The organism is Kosakonia sp. MUSA4 (assembly GCF_013085925.1).
Classification (GTDB): Bacteria; Pseudomonadota; Gammaproteobacteria; order Enterobacterales; family Enterobacteriaceae; genus Kosakonia; species Kosakonia sacchari_B.
The window spans coordinates 909210-924123 of the sequence record NZ_CP025697.1; the positions used below are offsets into that span (position 1 = coordinate 909210).

Below are 14914 nucleotides of genomic sequence, written 5' to 3' on the forward strand. Positions count from 1 at the left end.
TCGTTTATGGTGTCAGTGTATTTACTGTCCTGGTGAAATGTCTAAGCTAAAAAAGTCTACCGCATCACTTGAACGACATAATCAAACGGTAATATTATATACTTAATAAGTGGTTGTTGGGAATAATCTTATGCCACGCAAACCAGACATCTACACAGCATTTTTATAGCCATTCAGATAAAATCTCCAGGGGATACCTGTGCACTGCAGGCTTTGTTCGCGAGCTAGTGGGGGATACGCATTGACTTTTCCCGACCGGGAATACCGACAGATAATGGCACAGTGGAGTTGCTCAACGGCCGTCAGCACCAGGAGTGCCTGAACGAGAGCTGGTTTATGTTGCTGGAGGAGACGCGGGGCAAAATCGAGGCCTGGTCATACACTATAACCAGATGCGTCCCCATTCTGCGCCGGGATGGATGACTCCGTCAGAATTTGCTGAGAAGTCTGCCGGTTGCCAGGATACACAACCAACATGAAGCCGGTTATTCCTCATTATGACTGGATTATCTTCGGAGGCCGTCTCATGCAACATCAGGTGGTCTTTCGCTGATGGGGATCGCATAAGGAATTACGCCTAATCTTTTCCCTCTAAGTAATCACGTACTGCCTGCGACACTGCAGCAGTTCTTATCGACCCATTGAATCCACAGCCAGAAGCAGAACTTCTGCTTTTGGCAGAAGGTCTGTTCAATTTTCTGAAGTAGCGAATATCTTTCAAATGAGTTATTGCTGGAAAAATATTGCCTCGTTGGGTTGTGCTGGTCAGCTATTGCAATAAAAGCTGTTAAAAAAGCGTTTCGCTAATTTCAATTTCATCAACCCGAACTATATCTGTCATAGTGAACCCATGCATGTCTTCGCTAAAATCCTGACTTTGCATATATTGGCGATTTAAAAGGTTAACATCACACTCTTCAGGAAACGTGACCACAGCGATAACCTGATTAGCTTGCTCATTGCCACCCAGATATACGCTGTTAATGAAGATCCCAAACTTCGGTAAGCTCACCATATGCTTTGGCCAGCAAGTGCGGAAATATTTTTCCGCGCTTTCTTTATCTTTTAATGTATAAATTCTTAATTGTTTCATTGCGCGTCACCTTCTGATTCGGGAATAGGTAAAAAAACATAACTAACTTACAAAAAAACGATAAGAACATTTTATACAAAAAAACACATGTTACGCTTTTTCTGGTAACCATTGATGAATGATTAATAATTTCTCTTATGCCCGCTATTCACGATGGATCGACGTGCGCGCGATTTCACTTCCATCATCAACATCGGGTTTAAGGGTGATACACGCTGCGGCAAGCCAGAAAAAGATCTCAATACTATCAGGCAAAGCGAAAATCTATTGATGAGCCTGTCCACAGGGCGTGGTTTTGAGTGAGAAATAAAAACCGGCCAGGAGGCCGGTAAAGGAGATGTCCAGTCTGTACCGCCATGACAAAGCTCGCGATCAGGGGGCTGGGATCGCGAGACTGTAGCCGTTATAGGGCTACTTTTTCCCCAGGCTGGCGTCAAATTGTTTCCAGCTCTCTGTCATATCCACCACGGTTTTCGATTTTCGCGCTTCGTCGATTTTAATCGCGGTGAGTCCGGCTTCCAGCGCGTCCACCACCGTTACTTTCAGCGGCGTTCCCTGTTTAATGTGTTTCACAATCTCTTCGGCCATCAGCGCATCAGCGCCATAGTGACCATCGTAAGCGTTGCCGCTGTAGGTGGTGTCTACTTCACGCTCACCGGTACGGGCGTTGTGTACGCGGAAATAGTTACGCACAAAGTCACCTTCCGCCATGCCGTCGGTGCCCATTACACAGAAACGACGGAACTCATCCGGCACGTTGAGGTTGGCGTGAAAGGCCAGGGTGGCGCCACCGGCGTATTCAATGATGGCTGTTTGGTAATCGACGATATCGGCGTCGCTATCAAACACCGCGTCGGTACTTGACCAGCCGCTCGGTTTGACGTGATACACCTCGGAATCAGGGGTGACGGCACCCTGCGGCGCGTGTTGCGGGGTAAAGGATTTACGGCCACCAAAGCTGGCGACGCGCACCGGGCGTTCACCCATCAAGCCCTGATAAAGATCGATATCGTGGCAGCATTTTTCGAGAATGTACGGACCGGCGTATTTCTCCAGACGACGCCAGTCGCGCTGGAAGAAGGCGCCATGGTATGGCTTGATATGTTCGGTGGCTTCGATGGAAGTGATCTCTCCGAGGCGTTTATCATCACGCGCCATCAACAGGTCGTGGTACAGCGGCGAGTAGCGCAGCACCAGACCGACCAGAATACGCTCGTGACCATACTGCTGCACCAGCCGCGCCATCGACATCGTCTGTTCTTCATTGATGACCACCGGCTTCTCGGTGAAGACGGTATAACCCGCTGCCAGCCCCTGACGAATATGCTCAAGATGCATAAAGTTCGGTGAGCCGATCAACAGCAGATCAAAACCGCCATGGCTCAACAGTGCGTCGATGCTGTCGAATGCCTTGCCGGGATCGATGCCGAAGGTGTGAAGATTGGGTAAACCCGCCGGAGCCGGATCGACATAACCCACTACTGAGAACTCTGTATCGGCTTTGCTGAACTCTTTCACCACATGGGAAAGACGAAAGCCAAGACCAATAATGCCCACTTTCATGTTATACCCCTGAAGCCCGTTGCCTGTTCGCTGCCCGACCCATCAGGCTGCTGATAATCTGACCGCTAACTTATTACGGCAGAAAAACTAATGTCAATGAATATCCTGAGCGCGAAAAGCGATATTTTTATTATTTATATGATTTTAATCATTTTTATTTGGTGTTGTGTCTTTCATATTTATTTGTTATTGCGATTTAAGTTTTTTTACCCTATCTTTCGCACATCTATAAAGGGTCATCCCGAGCGGTGCAGGGCAGGAGGAAGCGCGTGCAGTCACTGATGTTGGGTATTGATGGTGGTGGTACGCGCTGTCGTGGACGTCTCACCGACGCTCAGGGGCAGTTGCTGGCGGAAGCGCGCGGCGGGCCAGCCAATGTCTGGTCGCACTTTGAAGCGGCGATTGACGCTATCGATCGGGTGATTGACGATCTCTTCACTCAGGCGGCATTACCGGCCGCGGCGCGGGCACAAACCGTGCTGGTGGCGGGTCTCGCCGGGGCGAATGTCGCCTCGGTCAAAGCACGTCTGGAGAGCTGGCAGCCGGTCTGCCAGTCGCGCTATGTTTTTACCGATGTCGAAACGGCCTGCGCCGGGGCGCATAATGGCGCGCCAGGGGCGGTATTTATCACCGGAACCGGCAGCCAGGGCGCAGCGTGGGATGGTACGCAGTTTACCTTACTCGGCGGCTGGGGATTTGCCCTTTCCGATGCGGGTTCAGGCGCGGTGCTGGGGCGACGTGCGCTCCGGCTGGCGCTGCTGGCCCATGAAGGCATTGTGCCGTCCTCGGCGCTGACGCAACGCATTATGGCGCATTACCACGACAGCCCGGAACAGATGCTAATCTGGTCACGTCAGGCGACGCCAGCCGACTGGGGGCGGATAGTGCCGGACGTTTTCGCCGCCGCGCATGCGAGTGATGTGCATGGCGTCGCGCTGGTTCAGCAAACCGCTGCGGATATCGCACAGATGATACAGCCGCTACTGGCGCGCAGCCACGGTAAGCTGGCGTTGATGGGGGGCCTGGCCGCGCCGATCCAGCCGTGGCTTGCGGCGGATATCGCGGCACTACTGGTGCCACCGCAGGGCGATGCGCTGAGCGGTGCGCTACGGCTTGCCAGCCAGTTCAGTGTGAACCAACCCGCATAACCTTTTCATTCTGCTGATAAAGAGAACCATGATTGCTCCGAACGTAACTGCCCGTATTCTGCGGCTGATTGTCGAAAATGCGCCGATCAGCCAGTCCGATCTCAAGGTGCGCAGCGGCCTGAGTATGTCAACGGTCTCGCAGGCCACTAATCGCCTGCTGACCGGGGGCATCGTACAGGAACTGGGGCTGCGACGTGTCTCGATGGGGCGTCCCAAAACCTTGCTCGGTCTTAATCCCGACCACGCCAGCGTGATCGGCATTCAGCTCAATGCGGAACGTAATCTGATTGTGCTGACCGACCTGGGCGGCAATATCATTGGCGAGCAGCAAATGCCTTCCGGGGCCATGACACCGAAACAGCTGGGTGATGCGCTGGCGAAGTTTCTGCGCGGCGTAGAGAACAGAAAGGTGGGCGCCATCGGCCTGGCGCTGTCTGGTCTGGTGGATGCCAGTAATGGCTATTGCGTGCGTTCACGCGTGCTGGACTGGGATAACGTTCCTATTGCCCGGCTACTGGAGGAACGCTTCTCGCTGCCGGTATTTATCGAAAATGACGCCAACGCTTTAGCAATGGCGGCACTGGTATTTGGCCAGCTCGGTCATGCGCAATCGGCGATTATCGCCACCTTTGGTAAAGGGATTGGCGCAGGTATTCTGCTCGATCGCCAACTCTATCGCGGTCGCCATGGTAAAGCGGGTGAGATTGGCAATGCTCTGCTGGGTGATGGCTCCGAGCGCCTGCTGGAAGATGTCGCCTCATCGCAGGCGATTTTGCAACGGGTGGCCGCCACGCTGAAAGATGAGGTGCCACAGGCGCTGCGCGATCTGGATATGCGCCCGACGCAGGAGGTACTGAGCGCGCTGGCGGAAGCCGGGCATCAGTTGGGCATGTCGCTGGCAAACCTGTCGATTGCCTATGATCCCGATGTGGTCTATCTGGCGATGGAGCCACAAATGGCGTCGCGCATTTTGCTGGATAATATCACCCAGAGTTTCCAGACCTATCGCCTGAAACTGACGCCGCATATGACGCCGTTGCAGTTTATTACCGAGTCAAACCGGATGTGGGCGCAGGGCGCGGCGGGTTTTGCGGTGAATAAATTGCTGGATTTACTGGCCGCACAGGCGGATGAAGAGATCGCGTCGTAAAAATTTGCGCTGTATCGCGTTATCTTGCATTGCGCGGGTTTCGCTCGCCTCAGGCTAAGGCTGTTGCAGGCCGCGATTGCTAAGGTCCGCGTATGGCTGCACCCGCTATTACAACCATAAACGTATCAATCTGAAACCAACCTGAGTCCGGTTGAATGTCGAACTCAGGCTGGTCTGCGCGGCGGGAGTGAAATTCCGTCACGTCTGGCGGGGGAGTCCTGCGGCGCTAAACTGCAGCTATTGCACGCGCAGCACCCTTCACCGCAACCGCATTCCTCCTTCATCAAACAACAAACAACTCCCCGCATCCAGTTGATAATGCACCGGCTCACCCATCTCATGGCTTGCCACATTACGCTCCTCAATCACCAGCAGCCGCTCCAGGCCTACATCCAGATAAAGATAATTGGTGTGGCCCAGCATCTCACTGAACGACAGCGGTGCGCTAAAGCTCAGCGGCGCGCTGGCTGAATCGGCAGGCTGAAAATGTTCGGGACGCACGCCCAGCGTCACTTTCTGCCCTTCATGGCAGGCGGCGTCAATCTTCATGGTTAATGCGTGAAGGCCGAGAGAAGGCACACGCAGCTGCACTTCGCCGGGAGCGATGGCGGCCACTTCTGCGGGTAAGAAATTCATCTTCGGCGAACCAATAAATCCGGCGACAAACAGGTTGTCCGGGTCGTGATACAACTCCAGTGGTGCGCCGACCTGTTCAATACGGCCCTGACGCAGCACCACAATACGGTCGGCCAGCGTCATCGCTTCCAGTTGGTCATGGGTGACGTAAATCATGGTGTTACCCAATGAGGCGTGCAGCCGGGCGATTTCGATACGCATCTGCAAACGTAACTCGGCATCCAGATTCGACAGGGGTTCATCAAACAGGAAAATACGCGGATGGCGAATAATGGCGCGCCCAATCGCCACGCGTTGACGCTGCCCGCCTGACAAAGCACGGGGCAGGCGATCGAGCAGCTCGGTCAGATGCAGGCGCTCCGCAGTCTGCGCAATCGCCTGTGCGATCTCGGTTTTCGGACGCTTCATCACTTCCAGCGGATAAGCGAGGTTGCCGCGCACCGTCATATTCGGGTAAAGCGCGTAGGACTGAAACACCATGGCGATACCGCGTTCGGTCGCTGGCTGGTGGGTCATATCCGCGCCCTCAATCAGCAGTTTGCCATCGCTGATCTCCTCCAGCCCGGCAATCATGCGTAACAGCGTCGATTTTCCGCAGCCCGAGGGGCCAACAAACACCACAAATTCACCGCTGTTGATAGTGAGATCGATACCGTGAATCACGTTCACTTGCTCGTAAGACTTCTTAACGCTTTGCAGATGCAGGCTGGTCATACTGTGTCTCGCTTAAAGTAACTGGCCCATATAAATGGCGTTGCTGCGCACGATGGGCGTGAAGCCAAGGCGCTGATAAAAACCGCAAACCTGCTCGTTTTGCAGGCTGACGCCGAGGTGCACGCCGGGCACATCCGCCTGGCGCAGCAGCGCCAGCAGTTGCTCAATCAGTTTGCGCCCCCAGCCACCCTGCTGAGCGGGTGGCAGCAGATTGATATGCAGGTGTGCGGGCCACTGGCTTACCAACAGATCGGCGGCGGCTTCCGGCTGGAAGATGGCATCCAGAACTTTGCTGTCGAGCGGGGCGCTGGCCGGATAGCCACGATATTGCGCCTGCAACATCGGCCACCACTGCTGGCTCAGCAGCGCCTCGAAGGCACGGGTATCTGGTACGGCCACCGCATAGCCGACGACCTCGCCCTGCTGTTCCAGCGCCAGCGCGAAATCCGGCGCAAAACGTGCGTAGGGAATCACAAAGCGCAGGCCGGGCAGGGCGGGGTCAGAATAGAGCGCTGTCGCGTCTTTTCCGGCATTGGCGGTTTCTAAACAAATACGCGAGAGCGCGGGAAAATCCGCCTCGGTAGCGTGACGAATAACAGCTTCAGCCGTCATGGTGGAGCCTCTGTGGTCAGGAAATGGACAGTTTTTACGGTAATGAAAGCGTACTTAGTTTTCAAGATGTAATAATTACCTTGTCCCGCAAAGCAAACGCTAAACATAATCGCAGCGCATGACCAGCAACGCGACAATGCGGCAATGATGCAGCGGCAAGCCTTTAATCCGTGGGCTTTTTAACATTAACCCGTGAGCGATATTCATAACTATACGATTTTCATATGCTCTATCAGTAAGTTAATGAACTTTAAAAACGCGAGTGAATTATGCTGAGCTTACGTAAAGCGTGACCGGTTGCATCGGCGTTCTGGCTAATTAAGCAGCATTCCCTGCTGATTACCCCACTTTTCTTCTCACTTTTCGCACTGCATCACAGAGCAAAAATTCCTTGTTGCACAGGTTTGACTTTATTTTGTTCATAAAGTAAGTATGGATATGAGCGTTATTTCTGCTGAATCAGCCTGCGGGAACTGCGGGTGCCGAGATGAAGGGATGCCAGTCATCTGTTGGAGAAACCGAGCATTATGTGTGATTCGACCGTACGTTCGCAGTACTTCTATAGTTCTCTTCGCACCCTGTCTCGTCTGGTTTCCGCGGGGGTGCTGCTCGGCGCAGCGATGACCTCGGCGCAGGCGGTGACTCTGAATGAGTGGGACATTTATAACTATCCGCAGCAGACAGAAGCGGTGGATGAAGCGATCAAAGTGTTTCAGCAACAGAATCCTGGCATTGTCATCCAGCGCTCTGTGCACTCCTTTGAAGATACCCGCATCCCGCTCAAACTGGCGCTGACAGCGGGTGATGGCCCGCAGATCGCCCAGGTTAACCAGGGCGGTGGCGACATGGGTTCTCTGGTGAAAGACAAGCTGCTTTGGCCGCTGGATGATTACGCCAAAACCTACGGCTGGACAACGCGCTTCCCGGATTCAATCCTGAAACGCAACCGCTGGTCCGATAATCAGGACTTCGGCAGCGGCAAACTGTATGGCGTCGCCAGCCTCGGTGAAATGGTTGGCCTGTATTACAACAAAGCGTTGCTGGATAAAGCCGGTGTCGCCGTGCCAAAAACTCTCGCTGAGCTGGAACAGGCGATGGAAAAACTGAAAGCGCAGGGCACCCCGCCAATGATGCTGGGGTTGCTGGATGGCAACATGGGCCAGCAACTGCTCAGTACTCTCTGGGAAGCGCAGATCGAAAGCAGCGACCGTAAAAAACTCGATGACCTGATTTACGATGTGGGCGGTACCTTTAAAGATGACAAGCTGGTGAAGGCCGCCAACATGATGAAAAGCTGGAACGACAAAGGCTATTTCTTCACTGGTTACCAGGGGATTGGCCATGACGATGCCGCCACTCTGTTCCAGAACGGGCAGGCCGCCTTCCTGGTGAGCGGTACCTGGTATCTGGGGCAGTTCAAAGACAATAAAGATATTCATTTTGCTGCAATGCCGATGGGCGCGGGGGTGCAGCACGCGCTGATGGTGGGAGGGACTGACCTGGCGTACTCCATCACCAGCACGGCGAAAACCAAAGAGCAGCAGGATGCCGCCGCAAAGTTCATCGACTATATCGTGTCGGATGAGATGGCGAACCGCTGGCTGAAAGTGGGCTTTCTGCCCGCCAGCGCCAGCAAAAATGCGCAAATCCCGGCTGATAATCCGTTACTGGCCGAGACCTATCAGGTCTGGGTAACGCTGAACCAGCATGATGGCCTCGGCCATTACGTGGACTGGGCGACCCCGACCATGAACGCCGAACTGAATCAGAACGTGCAGCAACTGCTGGCCGGGCGGCAAACCGCCGACCAGATGGTCGCCAGGTTCGATGACAACTATCAAAGCTACCTGAAAACCCTGAAGCACTGATAATTCCGGCCCGGCAGTGATGCCGGGCCGCTGACAGGCCCGCAAACGAGTACGGTTATGCTGAACAAATCTGCCTGGCGCAATGCGCTCTATCTCCTGCCCGCGGTGCTGGTGTACGCGGTTTTTCTGCTGGTGCCGTTGCTGGCGTCGCTGGGGATCAGTTTTACCGACTGGGATGGCACTTCCATGCCAGTCTTCAGCGGCATCAGTAACTACATGCGCATGTTCAGCGATCCGGTATTCTGGGTGGCGCTGGGCAATAACGCATTGCTGATGTTGTTCTATACGCTATTGCCGATTAGTGTCGGCTTGCTGCTGTGCAGCTTCCTGTATGAAACGCGCAATAATAAAGAGCGTAGCCTGCTGCGCATCTTCTTCTTCCTGCCTTATATCATGCCGATGGCAGTTCTTGGCGTGGTGTGGCGCTGGTTGTACAACCCGGCATTTGGCCCGCTCGACCAGTTTTTGCGGGCGATTGGCCTGCCGCAGTTGGCGCTGTCATGGTTGGGGGATTTCAACTGGGCATTGCCTGCTGTCGGCCTGGTGGCGACCTGGTATTTCTTTGGTTTTTGTCTGGTGTTGTTTATGGCGGGGTTGCAGCGTATGGATCCCTCGTTGCTGGAGGCGGCCGATCTGGATGGCTCATCGCGGCGGCAGAAATTTATGCGTATCACGCTGCCGTCACTGCGCCCCGAGCTACGTATCGCGCTGCTGCTGACGGTGATCGCCAGCCTGAAAGCCTTCGATCTGGTCTATGTGATGACGCAGGGCGGGCCGGGCACTTCGACCATGGTCACCAATCTCTTTATGTACAAGCAGGGTTTTGACCTGCACTACTTCGGCTATGCCTCGGCCGTTGCGGTATTCAGTATGATGATTGTGTTGTTGATCAATGCGTTAATCCACTTTGCTATTCGGGAGCGTCACTGATGCGTAGCACGCCAGCCGTTTTTCGCGCGCTTATCTGGATCGTGGCGCTGATGACCATCATGCCGTTCCTGATGGCACTGATGACCTCATTCAAAACCCAGATGGAGCTGTTCCAGGGTGTCTTTACTTTGCCTGCGTCGCTCAACTTTAAAAACTACGTCACTGCCTGGCAGCAGGGCCATTTCAACGTTTACTTTATGAACTCGGTGCTGGTGGTGATCCCGGTGGTGATTTGCAGCATTCTGCTCGGTATTCTGGCCGGTTTCGGCTTTGCCTGGCTGAAGATCCCCGGCAAAAAGGTGGTGGCGGCGTTGCTTGGCCTTGGCATGGTGCTGCCGAGCGAAGCTTTTATTATCCCGCTGTACCACGAGCTGCGCTGGATGGGGCTGACCAACACTTACCTGGCACTGATCCTGCCGCAGATTGCCCTGTCGCTACCGTTTACCACGCTGATGATCGCCACCGCACTGCAACAGGTGCCGCGTGAGTTGGTGGAAGCGTCGGTGATGGACGGCGCATCACGGCGCAAAATTCTGTGGGGCCTTCTGGTGCCCGCCATCTGGCCAACGTTATCGACGCTGGCGCTGCTGCTGTTTATCTGGACCTGGAACGAGTTTCTGATCCCGCTGATTCTGGTGAACAAAGATGAGCTACGTACCCTGCCGATCGGCATGATGTTTTTCCAGAATAAAAACACCATTGATATCCCGGTGCTGATGGCGGGGGCGATGATCGTCATACTGCCTCTGGTGGCGGTGTTTCTGGTATTCCAGCGTAAATTTATCAGTGGCGTAACCGAAGGCGCGGTGAAATAAGCACCTGCGGTGGTACAGAAACGTCAGATATAAAAAATGTTGAGGACGAGAACCGCCATCTCAAACAGATGCTTGCTGATCTCAGTTTTGAAAACCGGGCACTGAAAGACGTTATCGAAAAAAGCGCTGGAGGCAGTCTTTATGCGTGAGCGGACAACGCATCAGGTATCGATATTCTAAAACAGATCTATTTACGCGCTGTGTGCTTAAAAAATATCGCCGGTCGATGAGGTCGCATCCGGCGCGCAGCGTTTCAGTTCATCCCACTATATTGCCTTTCATCCCCGCTTATTGCCGTTCGTCACATGCGGTAGTTTTTGCTGGCGACACTCCTTAGATTGGGTGCCATTAATTCATGCATCTACAAGGGGAATGGCTATGTTGTCATTTTCTAACATTAAAAAAGACTACAGGCTGGGGTCGCAAACGGTACAGGCATTAGGTGGCGTGAATGGCGAAATCCACCCGGGAGAAATGGTGGCACTGTGCGGTCCATCGGGTTCCGGGAAAAGTACTTTGCTGAATATTCTGGGCATGCTTGATATGAACTATCAGGGAAGTGCATTTATCGATGGCACACCTTTTCCCCGCAAAGTTAAAGAAGCCACCGCATTACGCCGAAGCAGTCTGGGTTTTGTTTTTCAGCGTTTCAATTTAATCCCGGTAATGACCGCTATCGAAAATGTCGCCTATCCCTTAACGCTGAATAAATTCAGTACGAAAGTAAAAAAAGAAAAAGCGGAACAAATGCTGGCGAAAGTCGGGCTGGAAGATTTTCTGCAATATCGTCCGGAGCGTTTGTCCGGGGGCCAGCAACAGCGTGTGGCGATTGCCAGAGCGTTAGTACATCAACCCCGGTTAGTGATTGCCGATGAGCCGACAGCCAGTCTGGATAGCCATTCAGCCAACACAATTATTCAGATCATGAAAACGCTCGGTCACGAAATGGGCACCACGTTCGTGATCGCGACGCATGACCCACGAATGGCAAGCCAATGCGACAGACATATTAATCTGGTTGATGGGCTTATCTCCTCTGAGGAGATTCAATGGAACGCCTGATGCCAATCAGTATTAAAAGCGCATGGCTCAACCTGCAACGTAATAGCCGGAGATCGACGCTGTCAATTCTGATTATCGCCGTGGTGGTCTTTGCATTATGTTGTACTGGCGGCTTTGGCCTGTATACCTATCAATCGCTCATGAAGGAAACGGCGATGAGCATAGGTCATATCACGCTGAGTCAGCCGAATTATTTTGAGCAGGAAGAAGAGATACCGCTGGATAATGGCTTATCTGACTATTCCATCATCGGTAAAACACTGGTTTCAATTCCGGGAATTCATGCCATTCTGCCGCGCATTGAATTTAATGGTTTAATCAGCAACGGACGAAAATCGACAATTTATATGGGGACCGGAATCGATCCTCAGGAATTTGCCATTAAGGGTGAATTTTTGGCGGTGAAATCCGGCAAGCCATTATCTCCCCAGCGTGACGATTCGGCGGCAAAAGACGATCCTGAGGTGATGCTGGGCGCGAACCTCGCGCAAAACCTGAAAGTGACCGTTGGCGACGTGGTGACACTGCTATCAACCACCACGGACGGTGTGCTTAATGCTATGGATTTTAAAGTACAGAGCATTTTTTCGACTGGCGTTCCGGAGCTGGATAAACGGCAGCTTTATATCAATATTGCTGCCGCGCAGGCGCTGCTTGCCACGCATAAAGTCAGTACGTTGTCGGTCTATTTATTTGAAACGTCGCAAACCCCGGTGCTACAAAAACAGATCGATGCAAAACTTCATACCTTAAAACTGGCAGAGCCGGTGATCACGACACCGTGGCAAAAATTAGCTGTCTTTTATGATGGCGTTAAAAATTTATATAACCGCATTTTCGCCATTATGGGTGGCGTAATGGCCCTGGTGGTCTTCGCCGCGCTATTTAACTCCATGACCATGTCGGTAACGGAAAGAACCCGTGAAATAGGCACGCTGGCCGCTCTGGGTACCTATCCACAGGAAATTATTCACGGCTTTTTGCTGGAAGCAGGATTAATGGCCATGTGCGGAGCCATTGTGGGCGGCGGATTATCCGCTGGCCTGGCGATGTTATTAACGGTCGTTGATATCCGAATGCCGCCTGCACCGGGCAGAACAGAAAGTTACCCGCTGCATATTTATTTCTCTGCGGAATTGTTTATCAGCGTGGCGCTTGCCGTCGCCATTATTTGTTTTGTTGTTGCGTGGTTTGCCGCCCGAAAAGGTGTGAAGAAACCGATCATTGAGGCACTGATTTATGCGTAAAATATTAGCATTGTTATTAGCCGGGGGAATTGCTTTTTCCGCTCAGGCAGAAACAGTGGAACAGATGCTAACAAAAGCGGATCAATATCGTTCCAGAGAGCCTTATGCAAAAGTTACCACCGAGGTTAAGCTCTATCAAAATAATGAACTCGACACCACCAGATTGTACGATGTGTATATCCGGCCAATGCGCGAGTCACTGGTATTATTTAAATCGAAAGCCGAGGAGGGTCAGAAATTACTGATGCTCGGTGATAATTATTGGCTGTTAATGCCGCAAAGTCGTCGGCCAATCAGAATCACGCCCATACAAAAACTCCTTGGCAATGCGTCCGTCGGTGATATTTCTACCCTCAACTGGAGTGAACATTATCAGGGAACGCTGCAAGGGACGCAGGATATCGTGATACAAAATAAACACGTCATGGCGAATCACCTTGAGTTGACGGCAAAAACGGCAGGTGAAACCTACGCTAAAATTCAGTTATGGCTGGATGCAACGAACGATTTCCCGCTAAAAGCAGACCTCTATTTGCTGTCACAAAAGATGGCGAAGCAGGCAATTTTTACTGCGGATAACCCGCTTCATCCGCAAAAAATAGTTTCAATGACATTGCTGGATAGCATACAGCCGGAGAAACAAACGGTCATTGATTACCAGAATGTCGTGCCCTATCAGCTGGATGAAAAATATTACAATCCGGCCTATTTAATTCAGCAGCCAAGGGTAGATCTGTGACCGCTTCGGGTCGCCTATGTCTATTATCCATGCTGATTGTTGGCGCGCGGGCTGAAGCAAAATTTGATGTTAACTGGACATGGCAAAGCAGTTTTGAAAGTGAACAATATTGCCACACGAAGTTAAACGACACTGCGGGTGGGTCGATACAGTCTCTGGATTCGCTGGTCACGGCAACAGCCGAATGGAACAGCGTAAGCGGGACATTTGCCCTCGAAGGCAATAATCTTTTAACAACCGACAGCCAGGACTCCGTTACTAAGAAGTTGATTGTGCAGGAGTTATTTTGGCAGCCAGAAGCCGAACTGGCAGGCGTGCCGCTTGATTTAAGTATCGGGAAACAACGGCTGGACTGGGATGTCGGGTACGGATTTCGTCCCCTGGATATTTTTAAGTCGTACGAGCGCAACCCGGTAGGGATACAGGTTGACGAAGGTGTTGGCGCGGCCACGGCTTCCTGGTTTGATGGTGTCGGTCAATGGGAACTGGTGGCAACCGATGAGTCCTGGGCCTCAACCAATACGGATCAGGCCCGGCTGGCGGAAAAACAGCACGGCATCGGTCTTCGGCGCTATGCCCTGGTCGGGAGTACAGAACTCCAGGGAGTGATGTACTTTGATCAGGTGCATCGCGGTACTGTTGGGGGTTCCGTCGTTGCTGTCCTGACGCCGGCACTGGAGCTGCACAGCTCGTTTGCCTATGCGCAGCGTTATCAGTCTTATAAGCAAGGCGATATGAATGAGCCGGTCAGGTGGGGAACAAGTAATGATTCGTATCAATTTTTGCTGGGTTTCAATTGGGCCAATACCACGGGTTTGAATATTATCGGTGAATATTGGTACGACGGGCGTAGTTGGGATAAGAGTATGTGGAAGAAAGCATTTCAGCGCGCAGACGAACTCTCGCAGCATCCGGCAACAACAGGTTTGGCCAGCAGTTATTCCTGGGGGCTGGACAATACCAGTTTAGTTGCACAGAACGTCATGCTGCACTTTAAGATGAATATGTCTGCTTTACATCCCAAATATTTGTGGCTTGAAAAATTAGAACCCAGCCTGGATTTACTGGTTTCGCCAACCGATGGTGGTCTGGTCGCAACCCCAAGGCTCTCATATCCGCTGTATGAGTCAGGAGAATCTGATATAAAGATTGAGCTGGCCAGCCGATTTTATACCGGTGCGGGAAATTCCGTGTATGCCAACATGCCGGATCGGGATTTGATTTTTATAAATCTTAAAGGAAATTTCTAATCAATATGATATGATTTTCTGAATAAAGCAGGGAAACAGGTTAACGCAGAGAAATATGAGTGGAAAGTTTCACCATAATATAAAGCT

At 52.4% G+C, this 14914-nt stretch carries 14 protein-coding genes and 1 pseudogene; 11 read left to right on the plus strand and 4 right to left on the minus strand.

All coding sequences use genetic code 11. The features are described 5' to 3' along the window. The first annotated feature begins 240 nt into the window (after nt 1-240). On the plus strand, nt 241-423 hold the full coding sequence (locus C0557_RS04250; RefSeq protein WP_371813259.1) for an integrase core domain-containing protein: 183 nt from the start codon (nt 241-243) through the stop codon (nt 421-423). Between the two features lie 364 nt (nt 424-787). On the opposite strand, the gene C0557_RS04255 is transcribed toward C0557_RS04250, so the two are convergent. Together C0557_RS04255 and C0557_RS04260 are read right to left on the minus strand one after the other, a co-directional pair. Continuing rightward, complete coding sequence (locus C0557_RS04255) at nt 788-1093, minus strand: hypothetical protein (protein ID WP_208657601.1); 306 nt, start codon at nt 1091-1093, stop codon at nt 788-790. Nucleotides 1094-1504: 411 nt separating this feature from the next. Further along, nucleotides 1505-2656 carry a Gfo/Idh/MocA family protein gene (locus C0557_RS04260; protein WP_074776919.1) on the minus strand — a complete coding sequence of 384 codons (1152 nt, stop codon included), beginning with the start codon at nt 2654-2656 and terminating at the stop codon, nt 1505-1507. Nucleotides 2657-2937: 281 nt separating this feature from the next. On the opposite strand from C0557_RS04260, the gene C0557_RS04265 reads away from it, so the two are divergent. Continuing rightward, a complete protein-coding gene (locus C0557_RS04265) occupies nt 2938-3804 on the plus strand; it encodes a BadF/BadG/BcrA/BcrD ATPase family protein (RefSeq protein WP_371813260.1) in 867 nt (288 codons plus the stop codon). Between the two features lie 28 nt (nt 3805-3832). Continuing rightward, the gene (locus tag C0557_RS04270) at nt 3833-4954 is read left to right on the plus strand and encodes an ROK family transcriptional regulator (protein ID WP_074776920.1); all 1122 of its coding nucleotides are present in this window, start codon (nt 3833-3835) and stop codon (nt 4952-4954) included. Between the two features lie 258 nt (nt 4955-5212). On the opposite strand, the gene C0557_RS04275 is transcribed toward C0557_RS04270, so the two are convergent. After that, complete coding sequence (locus C0557_RS04275; RefSeq protein ID WP_208657603.1) at nt 5213-6304, minus strand: ABC transporter ATP-binding protein; 1092 nt, start codon at nt 6302-6304, stop codon at nt 5213-5215. Nucleotides 6305-6316: 12 nt separating this feature from the next. Then, nucleotides 6317-6916 (minus strand): GNAT family N-acetyltransferase, encoded by a 600-nt coding sequence (locus C0557_RS04280; protein ID WP_208657604.1) that lies wholly within the window; start codon nt 6914-6916, stop codon nt 6317-6319. Between the two features lie 527 nt (nt 6917-7443). Between C0557_RS04280 and C0557_RS04285 the strand changes: the two genes are divergently transcribed. The 8 genes and pseudogenes from C0557_RS04285 (at nt 7444) to C0557_RS04320 (ending at nt 14827) form a co-directional block, all read left to right on the plus strand. After that, entirely contained in the window at nt 7444-8784 is a 1341-nt protein-coding gene (locus C0557_RS04285; protein WP_208657605.1) for an ABC transporter substrate-binding protein, read from the plus strand. A gap of 57 nt (nt 8785-8841) precedes the next feature. Continuing rightward, on the plus strand, nt 8842-9714 hold the full coding sequence (locus C0557_RS04290) for a carbohydrate ABC transporter permease (RefSeq protein ID WP_208657606.1): 873 nt from the start codon (nt 8842-8844) through the stop codon (nt 9712-9714). After that, nucleotides 9714-10529: a carbohydrate ABC transporter permease gene (locus C0557_RS04295; RefSeq protein ID WP_074776925.1), complete on the plus strand. Its 816-nt coding sequence runs from the start codon at nt 9714-9716 to the stop codon at nt 10527-10529. The genes C0557_RS04290 and C0557_RS04295 overlap by 1 nt, the downstream gene beginning before the upstream one ends. After that, a pseudogene (locus C0557_RS27635) lies at nt 10496-10706 on the plus strand (IS3 family transposase); the annotation flags it as partial. The gene C0557_RS04295 and the pseudogene C0557_RS27635, both read left to right, overlap by 34 nt. Before the next feature lie 201 nt (nt 10707-10907). Beyond that, nucleotides 10908-11591, plus strand: coding sequence for an ABC transporter ATP-binding protein (locus C0557_RS04305; protein WP_074776926.1), 684 nt, complete (start codon nt 10908-10910; stop codon nt 11589-11591). Beyond that, a complete protein-coding gene (locus C0557_RS04310; RefSeq protein WP_208657607.1) occupies nt 11579-12838 on the plus strand; it encodes an FtsX-like permease family protein in 1260 nt (419 codons plus the stop codon). The genes C0557_RS04305 and C0557_RS04310 overlap by 13 nt, the downstream gene beginning before the upstream one ends. Beyond that, nucleotides 12831-13577, plus strand: coding sequence for an outer membrane lipoprotein-sorting protein (locus tag C0557_RS04315; RefSeq protein WP_208657608.1), 747 nt, complete (start codon nt 12831-12833; stop codon nt 13575-13577). The genes C0557_RS04310 and C0557_RS04315 overlap by 8 nt, the downstream gene beginning before the upstream one ends. Continuing rightward, the gene (locus C0557_RS04320) at nt 13574-14827 is read left to right on the plus strand and encodes a hypothetical protein (protein ID WP_208657609.1); all 1254 of its coding nucleotides are present in this window, start codon (nt 13574-13576) and stop codon (nt 14825-14827) included. The genes C0557_RS04315 and C0557_RS04320 overlap by 4 nt, the downstream gene beginning before the upstream one ends. The last annotated feature ends 87 nt before the right edge of the window (nt 14828-14914 follow it).

Bases quoted from the DNA above. Each gene is read 5' to 3' on its own strand.
- C0557_RS04255 (WP_208657601.1), bottom strand. From the start codon at position 1,093: ATGAAACAATTAAGAATTTATACATTAAAAGATAAAGAAAGCGCGGAA.
- C0557_RS04260 (WP_074776919.1), bottom strand. From the start codon at position 2,656: ATGAAAGTGGGCATTATTGGTCTTGGCTTTCGTCTTTCCCATGTGGTG.
- C0557_RS04265 (WP_371813260.1), top strand. From the start codon at position 2,938: ATGTTGGGTATTGATGGTGGTGGTACGCGCTGTCGTGGACGTCTCACC.
- C0557_RS04270 (WP_074776920.1), top strand. From the start codon at position 3,833: ATGATTGCTCCGAACGTAACTGCCCGTATTCTGCGGCTGATTGTCGAA.
- C0557_RS04275 (WP_208657603.1), bottom strand. From the start codon at position 6,304: ATGACCAGCCTGCATCTGCAAAGCGTTAAGAAGTCTTACGAGCAAGTG.
- C0557_RS04280 (WP_208657604.1), bottom strand. From the start codon at position 6,916: ATGACGGCTGAAGCTGTTATTCGTCACGCTACCGAGGCGGATTTTCCC.
- C0557_RS04285 (WP_208657605.1), top strand. From the start codon at position 7,444: ATGTGTGATTCGACCGTACGTTCGCAGTACTTCTATAGTTCTCTTCGC.
- C0557_RS04290 (WP_208657606.1), top strand. From the start codon at position 8,842: ATGCTGAACAAATCTGCCTGGCGCAATGCGCTCTATCTCCTGCCCGCG.
- C0557_RS04295 (WP_074776925.1), top strand. From the start codon at position 9,714: ATGCGTAGCACGCCAGCCGTTTTTCGCGCGCTTATCTGGATCGTGGCG.
- C0557_RS04305 (WP_074776926.1), top strand. From the start codon at position 10,908: ATGTTGTCATTTTCTAACATTAAAAAAGACTACAGGCTGGGGTCGCAA.
- C0557_RS04310 (WP_208657607.1), top strand. From the start codon at position 11,579: ATGGAACGCCTGATGCCAATCAGTATTAAAAGCGCATGGCTCAACCTG.
- C0557_RS04315 (WP_208657608.1), top strand. From the start codon at position 12,831: ATGCGTAAAATATTAGCATTGTTATTAGCCGGGGGAATTGCTTTTTCC.